This is a genomic window from Clostridium grantii DSM 8605 (genome assembly GCF_900129965.1).
Taxonomy (GTDB): domain Bacteria; phylum Bacillota; class Clostridia; order Clostridiales; family Clostridiaceae; genus Clostridium_AF; species Clostridium_AF grantii.
Genome location: NZ_FQXM01000018.1, coordinates 45969 through 64037, shown reverse-complemented (window position 1 = coordinate 64037; position 18069 = coordinate 45969). Strand labels below are relative to the sequence as shown.

The window sequence follows — 18069 nt, the reverse complement described above, 5'->3', positions numbered from 1 at the left end:
ATTCATTTTACTGAATAAGTGGTCTAATTTTAATAATGATTAAATAATCACATCTTATACTTCATATTTTATTGTTTGAATTGTACCATCATCATTATACTTTAATTCCGTGTATTTTACGCTACGTTTGTTGTCAGCGCCACCAGATAATGAACTATCATGATAAAATAAATACCATTTTTCTTCATGTTTAACAATTGAATGATGCGTAGTCCAACCTATTACAGGATTTAATATTCTACCCTTAAATACATAAGGTCCTTTTGGATTTTTACTCATAGCATATACAATATAATGGGTAGATCCAGTAGAATAAGAAAGATAATAATATTCATTATGTTTGTGTACCCACGGCCCTTCAAAATATCTTCTTTCTTCATCCCCAGCAAGTAAAGAATTTCCCTCTTCATCAACAATTACAATTTCTTCAGGTGTTTCTTTAAAAGTAAGCATATCATCACTTAATTCAGCCACTCTTGGGCCTATAGCTGGAGCTGATTCATCTGGACCAATTCCATCAGCATTAAAAGCTCCTGTCTGCCATTTTTCTAATTGTCCTCCCCAAAGCCCTCCAAAGTAAATATATGTCTTATCATCATCATCTACTAGAACAGCAGGATCAATACTATAACTACCTGGAATATAATTTTCTTCAGGTTTGAACGGTCCTGAAGGCGTAGTGCTAGTAGCTACTCCAATTCTAAAAATACCCTCTTTATCTCTTGCTGGAAAATAGAAATAATACATATTATTTTTATAAGCAGCATCAGGTGCCCATAGCTGTTCACTTGCCCATGGAATATCCCTTAGGTTAAGTACTTCGCCATTATCTACACATGGTGAGTTAAAATCATCCATTGATAAAACGTGATAATCCTTCATATTGTATTGGTCTCCATCGTCATTTGAATCTCTTTCTTCATTCAAATCATGAGATGGATATATATAAATTTTGCCCTCAAATACATGTGCTGAAGGATCTGCAGTGTAAATATGGGTTACTAAAGGTTCATTTGGTTTTGCAATATTTTGCATAAAATTTTTCTCCTCAATAAACTTCTATTTTGTGCACTTAATATGTAATTACCATATAAATTATTTTAATTTTTAATACTCTATTTTCTAATTTTACATCATTTTTGAAACCGATACCACTATAATATAATAGTAAAATTAGAGAAAATTAAAGTTATTTATGGGATTAGAGAAAGGGCCCTTAAACTTGTTTTTATCTTGATAGTTTATAATTACTGAGTGTTTTTTACTTTATTTTTCAATTACCCTTTAAATCTATACCCTACCCCCCAAATTGTTTCAATAAACTCTGGATTTGATGGATCACTTTCTATTTTTTCTCTAATCTTTCTTATATGCACAGTTACCGTTGCTATTTCCCCAAGGGAATCATATCCCCATATACTTTCAAATATTCTATCCTTACTAAATACTTTATTAGGATTTGTAGCTAAATGATACAGTATATCAAATTCTTTTGAAGTTAGAATTATTTCATTTTCATTAACAAAAATTCTTCTAGCTTCAACTTCAATTCTCAAACCTTTTATCTCAATCACATTTTCACTTTGAGTATTTTTTTGGGTAAGTCTATTGTATCTTGAAATATGTGCCTTTGCTCTAGCCACCAATTCACTCGGACTAAAAGGTTTGGTAATATAATCATCTGCTCCTAATCCTAAGCCTCTAATTTTATCAATATCTTCTTTCTTAGCAGATACCAATAGAATAGGTATGTCTTTAACTTTTCTAATTTCCTTGCATATTTCAAAACCATCCATACCAGGCAACATTAAATCCAAGATAACTAAATTGTAATCATTTTCTAAGGCCTTTTTAAGTCCCATAAGTCCTGATAATTCCACATGAACCTCATAACCACTAATTTCTAAATAATCACGCTCTAGTTCCCCTATACTAACATCATCCTCAACTATCAATATTTTATCCAAATTTCACCTCACCCTTCCAACTTTCCAACTTTCCAACCTTAAACTTTTTATCTAAGAAACTCCCCAACTACCTTAGGCAAAGTAAACCTTATACAAGTTCCTTCTCCTAATTCACTTTCTGCCCATATTATTCCACCATGTTCTTCTATTATACTTCTACATATTGCAAGTCCAAGGCCACTTCCACCAGTAGTTGTATTTCTAGCTGAATCACCTCTATAAAATCTATCAAAGATATTAGGTAATATTTCTGAGGACATACCTATACCATTATCTGAAATACTTATCTCTACATTATCTTTTTTATCTACTAAAGTAATAACTATTTTAGGCCCTTTATCATTATAGAAATATTTGCTAGCATTAGTTATTATATTCAAAATTACTCTTTTTAACTGCTGTACATCTGCTGAACAAAAAAGTTTTTTTTCTGTGTATTCAAAATCTAAATTTATATTATTTTTATTCAAATCAAAACTAAGTTCCTCTACACAATCCTTTAAGTATTCTGTAACATCTATTTTCTGATAGTTAAAAGGAAACTTTTTTAAATCTAATTTTGAAAATAAAAATAATTCTTCAATTAATTTATCCATATCATCCGCTTTTCCTGCGATTGTATTTATATATTTCTCCATTTTTTCTGGTGAATCTGCTATTCCATCCTTTATTCCTTGAATATAGCCTTTTATTGAAGTAATGGGTGTTCTTAAGTCATGAGATATATTGGAAATTAATTCTTTTCTATTTTCTTCATATTGATTTTGTTGCACAAGAGACTCTTTTAATCTCTTCCTCATTTCTTCAAAAGATTGATATAATTCTCCTACTTCATCTTTACAATTTACGCTTACTTCATAATCTAAATTTCCTTTTCTTATTTCATTAGCAGCATAACTCAATTTATTTAAAGGATTTACAATACTCTTTGATACAATATAAGTTATTACTGCAAGAGTAGTCAATAAAACTACAACTATAAAAATCATTATAAATAGCATCAGTTTATTAATTATACTTATGGCTTCTCTTGTTCTAAAATAAATAAATATACTTCCTTCACTACCATCTTCAAAGTAAAAATCCTTTTGATTTAATTTTACAATTGATTCATCTAAATAAGTTTTATCTACTGCTGAATTATTTTTATCTGGTAGAAAGCCAAAAGGTTCTAATCCATTTTCTATCTGTAAAGTTTTTATTATAGGCGATTTATATGCTATTGTATCATTTTTTCTAATAACAATAGCATAACCATTTTTTTCTATTTCTTCATTGAATTCACTTATAAATTTTGAGTCTTCAAATTTATTTGGTTCTGTTAATGCAGTTACATCTATCTGTCTAACTATATAATTATAATAATTTTCAAATCCATCTGTAATTTTTTCAAAAGCATTAACATTATTAGAATTGTTATATTTCTCAAAAAAGTAAAATCTTAAAGTTAACATAATCATAGCTACTAAAATTATGGGCACTAACATCATAAAAATATGTGAGTGCCTTAATCTAGATTTTATTGTCATAAAATCACTTCCTATTCATATCTAAGTGCATCTATAGGTTTTAAATTAGCTGCTTTTCTAGCTGGATAAATTCCGAAAAATATTCCAATAGCCGAAGAAAATAATATTGTACCTATAACAACTGTAGCAGAAACTTCTGGAACAATATCTACAAATCCTCCAATTATATTTGCCCCACCTATTCCAATAATCATTCCAATAATACCACCAATCAAAGATATTATAGCTGATTCTGTTAAAAATTGAAAAAGAATATTATTTGTTGTGGCTCCTATAGCTTTTCTAATACCTATTTCCCTTGTTCTTTCTGTAACTGATACAAGCATTATGTTCATTACTCCTATCCCACCAACAAGAAGTGAAATAGCCGCTACCGCAGTTATAAAAGTAGTGAAAATACCTAGCACATTATTAATCTGATCTAGAATATCTAACATACTTTGGATACTGTATATTTCTTTGCCTCTATTATTATGTCTAGCTTCTAATATAGATACTGCAGAATTACCCATATCCTCTGCTTGGTCCTTTTCTTTTGATACCAAGGTCATAGTTGCAATATTACTATCCTCTGGATATAAATATTCTATAGTTGTAATAGGGATATATATACTTGCTCTGTCTTCATTGGGAGGACCAAATTGTTGAGATGCTTCTTGTACTCCAATTATTCTAAACTTTTTTTCATTTCCATTGCTACCTATTTTAACATATTCATCTACAATATCTGTTCTACCAAATAAATTATTAGCTGTGGTTTCATCTACTACCGCTACATATTTAATGCTTAAAACATCATTTGCATTAAAAAATCTTCCGTCTACCATAGTAACATTATTTATATCATCATAGAATTCATTTCCTGCTGTAATAGATGCACTAAGCTTAGTTGTATCAGTAACTGCCGTTCCTTGCTTTCCAATTATTGGTGTAGCATATTTCAAGTCTTCTAATTGCTCATTTAATATGTCAATATCCTTTAAGGATATATAATCAGCTTCACTGGCATTAGTTGTATCCACCATAACACTAACTGATGATGCTCCTATTTTTTCAAATTCACCAGTTATTGAAGCTTGACCTCCTGTTCCAAGAGATACAATAGCGATTACTGAACTTATCCCTATGATTATACCTAACATAGTTAAAAAAGATCTCATTTTATTGGCTAATATACTGCTTAAAGCCATTTTTAAACTTTCTAATATTTTCATATAATCACCTTTATTCCATTATTAGTCTATTTTCTACTTCACCATCTTTAACAATTACACCATCTTTAAAAGTCACAATTCTTTTAGTATATTTAGCAACATCTGGCTCATGAGTTACCATAACAATAGTAGCCCCTTCATCATTTAGTTTTTGAAATATACTAATTATATCATTAGTAGATTTACTATCCAAATTACCTGTTGGTTCATCTGCCATAATTACGTTTGGGTTATTTACAATGGCTCTAGCTATAGCTACTCTTTGTTTCTGACCTCCTGATATTTCGTTGGGTCTATGCTGAATTCTATCTAAAAGTCCTACTTTTTCTAATGCTGATAAAGCTTTTTCTCTTCTTTCTTTCATGGATACTCCAGCATAAACCATGGGTAATTCAACATTTTCTAACACTGATATTCTTGGCAATAAATTAAAGGATTGAAAAACAAAACCTATTTCCTTATTTCTAATAGCCGCAAGTTCATTATCATTTAAAGTAGATATATTTTGATTATTTAAGATATATTCGCCACTATCTAATCTATCTAAGCATCCTAGAATATTCATAAAAGTAGATTTACCTGAACCTGAAGGGCCCATAATTGATGTAAATTCTCCTTTTTCTATTTTAAGAGAAACACTATTTAAGGCAGTAAAATCTATTGTTCCTGTTATATATCTTTTTACAATGTTTTTTACTTCGATCATATTACGCCCTCCTAATTAGTAGTATTTTCTGTTTCACTATTTCTAGACTTTCTCATATTAGAAAAAAAAGATCCTTTTTTTACTGTTTCATCTGTAGAAACCATAGTTCCATCTATAATTTCTGAACTTGGATTTAAAATAACCTCTTCTTTATCTAACACTCCAGCTACTATTTCTGCTGTTGTATCTGATTGTATTCCTAAAGTTATATCTTTTTCTACAGCCTTATTATTCTCTATTACATAAAGATAATTTCTACCATCCTTATCTGTTTTAATAGCTTCTACTGGAACTGTTACAACTGCTTGTGTACTCGCAGTAAGTATATCTATATCTGATTCAAAGTTGATTTTCAAATTCTCATCCCCATTTAAAATCTTAACTTCTACTTTTAGTGATGCAGTGCTTCCTGTAGCTCCCTGTGTTTTTTCTGCATTGGGTGCTACAAAACTAACTTCACCTTCGTATTCATTGCTTCCACTAAGAATTATGGCTTTATCTCCTATTTTTACACTATCCGCTTCATATTTATTTACATATACTATAGCCTTTAAATCCTTAGTATCCATAACTTCTACTGCAGCTTTACTGACGTTATCTTGAGCTCCTACAACAGAGTATAATGAAGTAACAACTCCATCTTGTTCTGCAATTATAGAGCTTTCAGATGTATCTCTTCTTTCCTTAGCACTATCCAAATTTATTTTTGCTGAAGAAATAGAATTATCTGCTTGTTTTAGTTTTGAATCAGACACAAAATATATAGCATCTCTTTGCTTTTCCAAAGAATCTTGTGACGTTTCTAACCCAGTTATTTGCTGATCTTTAGCAGTTATCATTGCATCTTTTGAATGGTCCTCATTGGTATTACCTAACTCTTCAATTTCTAAATTCAAATTTTTTATTTGTCTTTTTATATCTTCAATATCTGTATTATAATCATCAACTTTAGCTTGTGCATCTTTATTTTGATCAACTAAGTCTTGTTTAGCTAAAACTGCATTATCATATTGAATTTGATTTAAAGCAACAGTTGATTCTAAATCATCCATATCATATTTTATTAAAACTTGACCTGCTTTTACTTCATCTCCAACTTTAACAGAAATTTCAATTACCTTCCCATTTACAGGTGGGTAGTACGTTTTAGAATAATTTGATTGAATATCAGCTGTGGTTGATAAATAAGAATTTATATCACTAACTTCTGCCTTTGAACTTTTTACTAAAATAATACTTCCATCTTCTGTATTAGCTTTATTATTTATGACAATAGCTCCTAAAACCACTAAAATTATCACAGCGCAAACTATTCTTCTTGCTACTTTTTTATTTCTTTTTTTATTTAACCCCTTGCTTTGAATATTGTTACTATTAATTTCTTGAGTTAAATTTTCTTCTTTTTTAGTTATAATTTCCTTGTCCTTCAATTTTATTTCCTCCCCTAATGTTATTTACTATATAATCTATAATACACTATTAATATAAATTTTTTCTCTTGGAATTATTAAGTTTTTATAAAGAAAAAGACCATTTTATGGTCTTTTTCTTTATAAAGCATACAAATATAGTTTATACATTTTGTAAATTTTTAATTCTATCTAAAAAACTTATAAATCTGTTTAATTCATTTAAATTTTCTAATTCTTTATCTAATAAAATATAATCAACAAAGTCTTCATTCATTTCATATGCTTTTTCTAAGTCTTCCATAGCTTCATCTAGCCTTTTATCAATTGAATAAAAACATGCCCTATTATAGTATAAATAGGATGTATCCGAATTATTATTTATCCCCTCACTGATTATTTTTATAGCCTTTTCCATATCATCATTTTCTTTATAAATAATTGCTAAATTTAAATAACTAAAAGGGTAATCTGATTTTTCATTTATAGCTTTGTTGTAAAATTCTTCTGCTGTATTTTTTCTTCCTAGTTTGTTATAAATAACACCCAAATTAAAAAGTACCATATGATTGTTTGGTTGTATATTCAAAGCTTTTTCAGTTACTTCAACAGCATTTTTGTACATTTTAAACTCTTCATATATAGAACCCAAGTTAAGATAAGCCCAAAAATCATTAACATTCAATTCTATAGCCTTTTTATAACATTCAATAGCTTTTTCTTTTTCTCCCAATGCATCATGAGCGCCTGCTTTAAAAAAGTAAGCCCTTTGATAATACGGATTTAACTCAATAGCTTTATCGTAATATTCTATTGCCTTGTTAAATTCACATAAACTATCTAAAGCAATTGCTATACCATAAAAAGCACGTTCTTCTTCATTATCTATTTTTATAACTTTATCAAAAGTTTCTATTGCTAATTCATATTGCCCCATTTCATCATAAATTAAAGCCATATCTAATATTATTTCTATATTACTGTCCCCTTTAGTAAGTTTCTCAGCCTTTTCTAAAAATTGAATAGCTTTTATGTAATTTTTCTCTTCTTTAAATTTCTGTGCTAAATTTTTATAATTGCTTATCATATAATAGTCTTTCATCATCTTCATCCTATACTTTATTTTATAGTAGTTTTGTTTTTACTATAATATTCTTCTTTAGATTTTTTAAATTAATTAGCGCCATATTCATTATATATGCTACAAAAAAAAATTTAAAGTGAAAAACTCTCAAATAGATAAAAAAAATTCTTGCAAAGCAAGAATTTTAATTAGCTAATATTTCAGTCCATATTTTATCATATAATTTTATTGAATCCCCAATGTCAATTAAAACTTCACAGTTTTCTAAAGTTTTTTCTAAAGGATATGCAGTCTCGTCATTTTTAATTTCATCATCTAACATATCAAAAGTCTTTGTATTTGGAGTTGAATATCCAATATAATCTACATTTTTTAAAGATGTTTCTGCTTTTGTCATAAAATCAATAAACTTTTCTGCTTCTTCTTTATGCTCACTAATTTTAGGAATCACCATATTATCAAACCACTTGTTTGAGCCCTCTTTTGGTACTACATATTTTAAATTTGGATTTTGCTCCATCATAGTAACAGCATCACCAGACCAAACAACAGCTATAGCCGCTTCTTCTGCTACCATCATATCCTTAACTTCATCACCTACGTAAGCTAAAACTAAAGGTTTTTGCTTTAATAACTCTTCTTTTGCCATATTTAATTCGTTCTCATCAGTGCTATTAATAGAATATCCTAATTTTTTCAAAGTAATACCTATAGAATCTCTTTGACTATTAACCATTAAAATCTCATCAGCATATTTTTCATCCCATAAAATATTCCAGCTATCAACTTTTTCATCCACCATAGTTGTATTGTATATAACCCCTAAAGTTCCCCACATATAAGGCACAGAATATTTATTGTCAGCATCGAAATCTAAATTTTTATATTCATCTCCAATTAAATTAAAATTAGTAATATTATTCAAATCTATAGGTTGAAGTAAATCTTCTTTAATCATTTTTGAAATCATATAGTCAGAAGGTATTGCTACATCATAATTTGTACCTCCACTTTTAATTTTTACATACATATCCTCATTTGTAGCAAAGGTTTCATAATTAACTTTTATTCCAGTTTCCTTTTCAAAATCATCTAAAACGGACTCATCAATATAATCTCCCCAATTGTATACATTTAAAACCATCTTATTACTTCCACATCCAACTAAAGTTACTGTCATAATACATACCATTAAAACTAATGAAAATATTTTCTTAATTTTTACCATAAATTTTTGACCTCCTTATTATTTCTATTATTTATTATTAATAATAAAATCAAAACTACCCCAAACATAATTGTAGATAAAGCGTTTATTGTTGGGTTAATTCCGCGTCTAGCCATTGAATATATTACAATAGACAAGTTAGTAACCCCAGACCCAGTTGTGAAAAAGCTAATAACAAAATCATCTATAGACAAAGTAAACGCAATCATAGCTCCTGTTACTATTCCTGGTTTTATTTGTGGAATAATTATTTTTCTCAAAGCATACATAGGTGTGGCTCCTAAGTCCATAGCTGCCTCTGTAATATTATCTGGTAATTGTTTTAATTTAGGTAGTACGGATAATATTACATAAGGTATATTAAAAGTGATATGGGATAAAAGCATGGTTCCATATCCTAATTTAGCTTTTAAAAATATAAATAAACTCATAAAAGCGATTCCTGTAACAATATCTGGATTAAGTACTGGTAAATAATTTATATTTAATATTAATTTTTTTCTAAATCCCTTCATTTTAAAAATACCTATAGCTGCCGCTGTGCCTATAATAGTTGCTATAATAGAAGATAAAAAAGCAATTGTTAGAGTATTATATAAAGCCCCCATTATTTGCCTATCTTTAAAAAGTAATGCATACCACTTTAATGTAAATCCATTCCAACTTCCTCTAAGTTTTGAATCATTAAATGAAAAAACTATTAAAGTGATTATAGGAATATATAAAAACAAAAAAATCAAAAATAAATAAAACCTTTTTAAAAATTTACTTACCATATTGTAACCTCACTTTCTTTTTCATCAACTTTATTCATCAAAGCCATAGATAATAAAATAATTATCATCATGAATATAGAAAGTGCCGAACCAAAACGCCAATCTCCAACAACTAGAAATTGCTGTTCAATCAAATTACCAATTAGCATATATTGTCCACCTCCTAGAAGTCTTGAAATAACAAAGGTACTTACAGCTGGCATAAATACCATGGTAATCCCTGATAAAACTCCTGGAATACTCATTGGAAATATTATTTTCAAAAAAACCTTAGCCTTATTAGCTCCTAAATCTTGTGCTGCCTCTAATAGATTTTTATCCATCTTAGTTAAAACTGTATATATTGGCAAAACCATAAAAGGTAAGAAATTGTACACCATTCCTAAAATTACAGCACTATTATTATATAAAAGTGATAAAGAGCTGAATCCAAAAAAATTTAATATGGAATTTATCAAGCCATTTTTACCAAGAATCCACATCCAAGCATAAGTTCTAAGCAAGAAATTCATCCACATAGGCACTATAAATAATAATATAAGTGTATTTCTTCGTTTTGCTTGTACATTTGCTAAAATCATAGCTACAGGGTAACCCAAGATTAAACATATTAATGTTGAAATAAAAGCTAAAGAAATTGATCTTCCTATAACTTTCAAATAAATTGGTTCTATAGCTCTCTTATAATTTTCTAAAGAAAAGGAAAAAAATCCATTCCCAACACTCAAACTAAAATATAGCACTAACAAAAGAGGAAAAACTATAAAAATTATACTCCAAAAAATATAAGGATATGCAATTGATTTCTTCATATTACACCCCCGATTTTTTCATAATATGAATATTTTCAGGTGAAATGTTTATACCTACAACATTCCCTACTTCAATCCATTTAGTACTGTGAATCTTCCAATGAAAATTATGTTCTTCTACCATAATTTCATAGTGAACCCCCTTAAATACAATGGATTTAACTTCCCCTTTTATCATAAAGTTATCATTTAAACTTATTTCAATATCTTCCGGTCTAACAACTATGTCTACCTCTTCATTCTCATCAAAACCTTTATCCACACATTTAAAATCTTTTTCAGAAAAATTAACCAAAAAATCTTTTTTCATTATTCCTTGAATAATATTACTATCACCTATAAAATTGGCAACAAATCTATTTTGAGGCTCATTATATATTTCTACAGGGGTACCCACTTGTTGAATATATCCTTTATCCATTACAACAATAGTGTCTGACATAGTAAGAGCTTCTTCTTGATCATGTGTAACATATATAAAGGTAATACCTAGTTTTTGTTGCATATTTTTTAACTCTACTTGCATCTCTTTTCTTAATTTTAAGTCAAGTGCTCCTAAAGGTTCATCTAAAAGCAAAACCTTAGGTTCATTTACTAAAGCTCTCGCTATAGCTATTCTTTGTTGCTGTCCACCACTTAAAGAATCTATCTTTCTTCCACCAAAATTACTTAAAGAAACTAAATCCAACATTTTATTAACTTTTAATGTAATCTCATCTTTAGATAATTTTTTAATTTTAAGTCCAAAAGCTATATTATCGAAAACATTCATATGAGGAAATAAAGCATATTTTTGAAATACCGTATTGATATGTCTTTTGTATGCTGGCAAATCATTTATTACTTTTCCTTCAAAATATACTTCTCCTGATGTAGGTGCTTCAAATCCACCTATCATTCTAAGCGTAGTTGTTTTTCCACATCCACTGGGGCCTAATAAGGTTATAAACTCATTCTTTTTTATATTTAAATTCAGATTTTCAATAACACTTTCTCCGTTGTACTCCTTACAAATATACTTTAAATTAATGATTTCATTTGACATTATCATCGCCCCTTAATATTAAAAACTAGGAGGGGTACTTACCCACAACACCTTAGCTTTAGATTTACTTGAATTTTCAATATAATGATTACTTTTAGCTTTAAAATAAAAACATTCACCTTTTTTTGCTTTATACTTTTTATTTGCAACATATAAATTTATATTTCCAGATAAAACGTACCCAAACTCTTCACCTTCATGTGGTTCATGTAAATCATATTTTCCATCTTCCTCTAATGTAACCAAAATAGGCTCCATCATATTTTTTTGAGCATTAGGAATAACCCATTCTAAAACATACTTAAGATTTTCATTTTCTACTTCAAAAATATCTTCTTTAGAAAATAAAATTTTTTCTTCCTCCGGTTCACTAAAAAACTCTTTCAGATTTGTTCCTAAGCTCTCAAGCATATCTGATAAAGTGGCAATAGACGGAGAAGTTAAATTTCTTTCCACTTGAGATATAAATCCTTTTGATAGCTCACACCTATCTGCAAGCTCTTCTTGAGTTAATGCTTTTTCTACTCTTAGTAATTTTATTTTTTCACCTATATTCATATTTCACACCTTCAAATAGTTATATATTAATTTATTTGTTTACAAATACTAAACATTTCATAAATTATTATATATTTCTTTTATCCAAAAATCAATATTCCTTTGTAGAAAATTTTCAAAAATAAAAAAGAAATGGGCATCCCCATTTCTTTTTTATCTTCTATTCTTTTTTATCATTTATTTTTTCTATTTTTTTGTTTGTAATTTTTTTTCTTACCTTAAGCCCTATTATTACTAAAATAGAAATCACAACTAAGTATGGTAATAAAACAACTAAAGTTATTATTAAATATTTACCTAGATTATATAAGGATTTTATTGAATTCTTAAATCCATCTTTTACTTGTTCCAAAAATTTCGTTGATGTTTCTGGTGATAGTTCTTGAACTTCAATTACATCTATATTTATGGTGCTATAATCAACCAAATTATCTAATTTTCTTAGAGTACCCGTCATACTTTCTATTTGATACCTAACATCAGATAATTCTCTTTCTATTTCAATTATATCCTTCAATTCCCCACTTTTCTTTAACAATTCTAAAAGCCTTTCTTCTTGAATTTGTAAAGATTTCAGATGAGCTTCTGTATCAAAATATTGATCTGTAACCTCCTCTGAACTAGTAGTTGATGTTGTAACATTACCTATATCTCCTAAAGTTTTAACAAAAGCATCACTTTTTTCTTTGGGAACTCTTAAAGTATAATATCCACTTCTTTTTTCACTCTCATAATTATAAGATAAAGCCTTCCCATTAATTTGAGAATTTTGAACAAATCCTCCTACCTCAGCAACTCTCTCTAATATTTTTGCATTAGTTTCATCAAACATCTTTGTTTCTAAACTAACATAATAATTCATTATAATTTTTCTATTTGAATTAATTAAAGCATCTGCCTCAGGACTTTCAGTTCCTGCCGTTTCTTCCGTAGAAATTTCATTTGTGAACTCTTTACCAAAGCCTGATCCATCCATCTTTGCTTTATTGTTTGTTTCATAATCCATAGAATTCTGTGTTCCAAAGTTATTTTTAGCCCCACATGCCGATAATATTAAAATTATACTAATTAAAGTAGCAATTATGATAATAATTTTTTTATTGTTTTTCATTTTACTTTCACTCCCTTATAATTTTATATTCATTGTATTGAATTATTACTTTATATACGAAACAAATAAAAGAAAAGTTATAAGTAATAAAAAAAATCAGCAGTTTTATTTCTGCTGATTTCTTTTGAATTGATTCTATTGTTAATTATTTATTACAGACAAATTTCTTAAAACTTCATTTATTATCTGAACCTATATTGATTTTAAATATCTGAACAAAAACTCCCTTTAAAGAAAACTTTCTCCTCCAAATTTTGGGAACATCTGTAAATGAATAATCAAAAGGAATCAATTAAAGTTTAACAATATTAGCAGCTTGAGGTCCTCTAGCTCCATCAGTAATTTCAAATTCAACTTCTTGTCCTTCTTCTAAAGATTTGAATCCTTCTCCAGTGATAGCACTGTAGTGTGCGAATACATCTCCTTCACCTTCAGTTGAAATGAAACCATACCCTTTTTCTGCATTAAACCATTTTACTATTCCTTTTTTCATTTAAAAATCCTCCTAAATAAATATAATAATTAAAAATTAGATTTATTCAATAAAATTACCAAACAAATCTAATAATTCACATTATTTAATAAACTTTATATTATACTTATATTACCATAACTTTGGTTTTATGTCAATTATGTGGTAAATTTTATTTGCTGGTTTTTATTAAGGTTTCTATCCCTTAAACAACTCCATGAGCAATCATTGCTTCTGCAACTTTCATAAATCCTGCTATGTTTGATCCCACTACTAGATTATTCTCAAATCCATATTCCTGTGCAGCATTTTTACTATTTAAGTAAATATTCTGCATAATGCTCTTTAATTTCATATCAACTTCTTCAAAAGACCATGAATATCTCATACTATTTTGAGACATTTCTAGAGCCGAAACTGCTACCCCTCCAGCATTAGCAGCTTTTGCAGGAGCAAATAAAATCCCATTTTCTAAATATACATCAATAGCTTCTAAAGTTGAAGGCATATTGGCACCCTCACCTACTGCAATACATCCATTTTTCACTAAAATTTCTGCTTGCTCTTTATTTATCTCATTTTGAGTTGCACATGGAAGTGCTATATCACATGGAACTTCCCATACACTTTTGCTCTCATGATAAACTGCATTAGGTTTAGCATCTATGTATTCCTTTATTCTTGCTCTTTTTACTTCTTTTATTTCTTGTACCATTGAGTAATCAATACCATCTTCATCATATACATAACCTGAAGAATCACTACAAGCCACAACTTTTCCACCAAGCTCATTTATTTTCTGAATTGCATAAATTGCAACATTTCCTGAACCTGACACAACAACTTTTCTATCTTTAAAACTTAATCCTCTGTCTTTTAACATTTCATCAACAAAGTATACCAAACCATAGCCTGTAGCTTCTGTTCTTGCTAAACTCCCACCATAATTTAAACCTTTACCTGTTAACACACCAGCTGTAGACATTGTTTTAATTCTCTTATATTGTCCAAATAAAAATCCAATTTCTCTAGCTCCTACTCCAATATCTCCTGCCGGAACGTCAATATCATCTCCTATATGCTTACAAAGTTCTGTCATAAAACTTTGACAAAATCTCATAACCTCAGAGTCCGATTTACCTTTAGGGTCAAAATCAGAGCCACCTTTTCCTCCTCCAATAGGAAGTCCAGTTAAAGAATTCTTTAATATTTGTTCGAAACCTAAAAATTTAATAATACTCAAATTAACACTTGGATGAAGTCTCAAACCACCTTTATATGGTCCTATAGAGTTATTAAACTGTACTCTATATCCTCTGTTAACTTTAACAACTCCATTGTCATCAACCCAAGGAACTCTAAACATAATCATTCTATCTGGTTCAATGATTCTTTCTAATATGCCAGCTTTTATAAATTCTGGATGTTTTTCAAATACTGGTTTTAATGAGAATAACACCTCTTTTGCCGCTTGTTGAAATTCTGATTCATTTTGATTTCTGTCTACTAATTCTTGATACACTCTTTCTACGTAACTCATTGTCATAAAATTGTCCCCTTTTTATACATTTATTTGTAAAATTGTATTTCTGTATTTATATTACTACTTTTAAAGGTATTTGTGAATATTTATACGCTAAATTATTTCTTTTAATGCTTGCAACCCCAATTTATATCCATGAAATCCAAATCCACTTATTTGTCCCACACATGCTTCCGCTGTTACTGATTTCTTTCTGTATTCTTCTCTTTTATGAATATTACTAATATGTACTTCTACCGTTGGTAAGTTAATCCCTTTTAATGCATCATAAATTGCTATACTATAATGTGTATAGGCTGCTGGATTAATAAGAATTCCATTAAAATTATTATATGCATTATGTATAAAATCTATTATTCCACCTTCATAATTACTTTGAACAACTTCTATCTCTAAATTTAACTCTTTTGCAGATTCTTTAATATAATCACATAAATCCTCATAATCTTTATCTCCATAAATACCTTTTTCTCTTGTTCCTAACAAATTAAGATTAGGTCCATTAATAACTAATATTTTCATCTACCTCTCCCCTTTCCAAAACTTCTACTTTCCACTTTCCAACTCTTCCAACTCTTCCAACTCTTCCAACTCTTCCAACTCTTCCAACTCTTCCACCTTCCTCAACCTTCTACTTTCCAACCAACTCCAAAATCCCCTCCACTACACCTTCTAAAGAAGATATATTCTTTATTTCATAATCACAATACATTTTATATAAATGGTATCGCTGCTCATAAAGTTTCTCTAAGGCACCAGATTGTTCTTTCAATAGTGGTCTATCTTCTGTATTTATATCACTAATTATTAACTCTAATGGTCTATTTATAAATATTATAATACCATTTTTCTTAAGTTGATTTATATTATCTTCATCCTTAATAACCCCACCCCCAGTTGAAATAACCATTGGTGTCTTTAAGCTTACTTCTTTAACCGCTTGCTTTTCTATTTTACGGAAAATAGCTTCCCCATCTTTAAATATATCTTTTATTTTCTTTTTTTCTTTATTTTCAATATATTGATCAATATCGCAAAAGGGTAAATCTAATTTTTCTGATAATAAATGTCCTATTGTGCTTTTCCCGCAACCTGGCATTCCGATTAATACTAAGTTCTTATTTTCTATCATAAAAATTTTAGCTCCTTTTTCCGTATAAAGATTCTTTTATTTCCTTATAAATTTTATCCACAATTATTTCATCAACTCTTATATTATTCCACAATTCTTCCGCTTTTATAGCCTGACTTACTAACATGTATAATCCATTCACAGCTTTTAAACCTAAAGTTTCAGCTTCTAGTAAAAACTTTGTTTTCTCTGGATTATAAATCAAGTCCACTGCTACTTTAAAATTCTTTAAAAGTTCTTTTTCAATAGGACTTTCATCAACCTTAGGATACATACCTACAGGCGTACAATTAATAACTATATCCCTGTCTTTTAATTCCTTTAGTCCATCATAGTCTATAATCTGCGCATTATTATAATACTCTTCATTCTTACTTTTATTTCTAGACACAATAATTATTTCTTTTGAGCCATGATTTAACAAATAATGATATACTGCTTTAGTTGCTCCCCCTGCCCCAAGAAGAACAGCTGCTTTGCCCTCCAACTCTATATTAAATTTATTAAGCATATGCCCAAAGCCAAAATAATCTGTATTATAGCCAATAGTTTTACCATCTTCTATTGCAATGGTATTAACAGCTCCAATGGCTTCTGCTTCTTCAGATATACGATCTAAATAGTTCATCACATCTAATTTATAAGGTATAGTAACATTTAACCCCTTGATTTTTAAAACTTTCATAGATTTAACAACTTGCCCTAGGTCTTTTTTATCCACTTCAAATAAATGATAATGAGCATCCATATTTATTTTATCAAACAATGAAGAATGAATTTCAGGAGAATAGCTATGTTTTAAAGATTCTCCCAGTAATCCTGATAATGTTTTCATTAAAAATAACCTCCTTTAATTTTAGGCCTTTTAGCTGTTAATGTAGCTTTAATTCCATAATTCTGCTTCTAGTCTTCATATTTTTATTTTCATAGAATTCTAGCTCCATTTTATTAAATTCCCACACCATCAACTCTAAACTATCTACATTAATTTGCAAAGCACGTTTTTTTCCTTCATAAAACAATTCTTTTCCTATGCCTTGTTTTCTATAAGATTCAAGAACACATAAATCCTCCATATAAGCAATATTCCTTGGTATACTCACATTATTATCCGGTATATTTTTAATTGAAATAATACATAAACCTACAACAACAGAATCAATTTGAGCTAAAATTGAAATTATTTTTTCATCATTAACAATTTTGATAAAGTCTTCTTTAGAGATTACTTCATCGGTATCTTTATAAATATCTGGTCTATTTTCTACATGTAAATCATGTACCTCATTCATCAAAATGCTAAAATCAGTAAAGTCATTAATATTAAAATCTCTAATTATTAACTTTGACATATAGCATATCTCCCTTAACTAAATAAATTTTTGATTTCCTATAATATAAATAATCACTTTGCTTTACAAAAGGTTTTTTAAATATTTTACTTCAATTAAAGCTTTCGCATAAGCGAAAGCTATCCTTAACT

19 protein-coding genes are annotated in these 18069 nt (G+C 28.7%); all 19 read right to left on the bottom strand.

Annotated features, from left to right (window positions below):
• Positions 1-54: 54 nt before the first annotated feature.
• The 19 genes from BUB83_RS14680 to BUB83_RS14590 all read right to left on the bottom strand — a co-directional run bounded on the left by BUB83_RS14680 (position 55) and on the right by BUB83_RS14590 (position 17938).
• On the bottom strand, positions 55-1035 hold the full coding sequence (locus BUB83_RS14680; protein ID WP_073339242.1) for a glycoside hydrolase family 43 protein: 981 nt from the start codon (positions 1033-1035) through the stop codon (positions 55-57).
• 242 nt (positions 1036-1277) lie between these two features.
• Positions 1278-1967, bottom strand: coding sequence for a response regulator transcription factor (locus BUB83_RS14675; protein WP_073339240.1), 690 nt, complete (start codon positions 1965-1967; stop codon positions 1278-1280).
• 47 nt (positions 1968-2014) lie between these two features.
• The gene (locus tag BUB83_RS14670) at positions 2015-3496 is read right to left on the bottom strand and encodes a sensor histidine kinase (protein WP_073339238.1); all 1482 of its coding nucleotides are present in this window, start codon (positions 3494-3496) and stop codon (positions 2015-2017) included.
• An 11-nt stretch (positions 3497-3507) separates the two neighbouring features.
• Complete coding sequence (locus BUB83_RS14665) at positions 3508-4710, bottom strand: ABC transporter permease (protein WP_073339236.1); 1203 nt, start codon at positions 4708-4710, stop codon at positions 3508-3510.
• A gap of 10 nt (positions 4711-4720) precedes the next feature.
• Positions 4721-5416, bottom strand: a complete 696-nt coding sequence (locus BUB83_RS14660) for an ABC transporter ATP-binding protein (protein WP_073339235.1) — start codon at positions 5414-5416, stop codon at positions 4721-4723.
• A gap of 11 nt (positions 5417-5427) precedes the next feature.
• The gene (locus BUB83_RS14655; RefSeq protein WP_073339233.1) at positions 5428-6846 is read right to left on the bottom strand and encodes an efflux RND transporter periplasmic adaptor subunit; all 1419 of its coding nucleotides are present in this window, start codon (positions 6844-6846) and stop codon (positions 5428-5430) included.
• Positions 6847-6988: 142 nt separating this feature from the next.
• Positions 6989-7927 (bottom strand): tetratricopeptide repeat protein, encoded by a 939-nt coding sequence (locus BUB83_RS14650; RefSeq protein ID WP_143160559.1) that lies wholly within the window; start codon positions 7925-7927, stop codon positions 6989-6991.
• Between the two features lie 166 nt (positions 7928-8093).
• Positions 8094-9137, bottom strand: coding sequence for an ABC transporter substrate-binding protein (locus BUB83_RS14645; RefSeq protein WP_073339230.1), 1044 nt, complete (start codon positions 9135-9137; stop codon positions 8094-8096).
• Complete coding sequence (locus BUB83_RS14640; RefSeq protein ID WP_073339228.1) at positions 9131-9913, bottom strand: ABC transporter permease; 783 nt, start codon at positions 9911-9913, stop codon at positions 9131-9133. The genes BUB83_RS14645 and BUB83_RS14640 overlap by 7 nt, the downstream gene beginning before the upstream one ends.
• A complete protein-coding gene (locus BUB83_RS14635) occupies positions 9907-10725 on the bottom strand; it encodes an ABC transporter permease (protein ID WP_073339226.1) in 819 nt (272 codons plus the stop codon). Before BUB83_RS14635 ends, BUB83_RS14640 begins: the two co-directional genes overlap by 7 nt.
• A gap of 1 nt (position 10726) precedes the next feature.
• A complete protein-coding gene (gene potA / locus BUB83_RS14630; protein WP_073339225.1) occupies positions 10727-11770 on the bottom strand; it encodes a spermidine/putrescine ABC transporter ATP-binding protein in 1044 nt (347 codons plus the stop codon).
• Positions 11771-11788: 18 nt separating this feature from the next.
• Positions 11789-12328, bottom strand: coding sequence for a helix-turn-helix domain-containing protein (locus BUB83_RS14625; protein WP_073339224.1), 540 nt, complete (start codon positions 12326-12328; stop codon positions 11789-11791).
• A gap of 160 nt (positions 12329-12488) precedes the next feature.
• A complete protein-coding gene (locus tag BUB83_RS14620; RefSeq protein WP_073339222.1) occupies positions 12489-13439 on the bottom strand; it encodes a DUF4349 domain-containing protein in 951 nt (316 codons plus the stop codon).
• A gap of 292 nt (positions 13440-13731) precedes the next feature.
• Positions 13732-13932, bottom strand: a complete 201-nt coding sequence (locus BUB83_RS14615) for a cold-shock protein (RefSeq protein ID WP_073339220.1) — start codon at positions 13930-13932, stop codon at positions 13732-13734.
• Between the two features lie 184 nt (positions 13933-14116).
• Positions 14117-15451, bottom strand: a complete 1335-nt coding sequence (gene gdhA, locus BUB83_RS14610) for an NADP-specific glutamate dehydrogenase (RefSeq protein WP_073339261.1) — start codon at positions 15449-15451, stop codon at positions 14117-14119.
• A gap of 96 nt (positions 15452-15547) precedes the next feature.
• Positions 15548-15976 carry a type II 3-dehydroquinate dehydratase gene (aroQ, locus tag BUB83_RS14605; protein WP_073339218.1) on the bottom strand — a complete coding sequence of 143 codons (429 nt, stop codon included), beginning with the start codon at positions 15974-15976 and terminating at the stop codon, positions 15548-15550.
• Between the two features lie 109 nt (positions 15977-16085).
• Positions 16086-16586, bottom strand: a complete 501-nt coding sequence (locus BUB83_RS14600; protein ID WP_073339217.1) for a shikimate kinase — start codon at positions 16584-16586, stop codon at positions 16086-16088.
• A gap of 7 nt (positions 16587-16593) precedes the next feature.
• Positions 16594-17421, bottom strand: a complete 828-nt coding sequence (gene aroE / locus BUB83_RS14595; protein WP_073339215.1) for a shikimate dehydrogenase — start codon at positions 17419-17421, stop codon at positions 16594-16596.
• Positions 17422-17458: 37 nt separating this feature from the next.
• Positions 17459-17938, bottom strand: a complete 480-nt coding sequence (locus BUB83_RS14590) for a GNAT family N-acetyltransferase (RefSeq protein ID WP_073339213.1) — start codon at positions 17936-17938, stop codon at positions 17459-17461.
• Between the last annotated feature and the right edge of the window lie 131 nt (positions 17939-18069).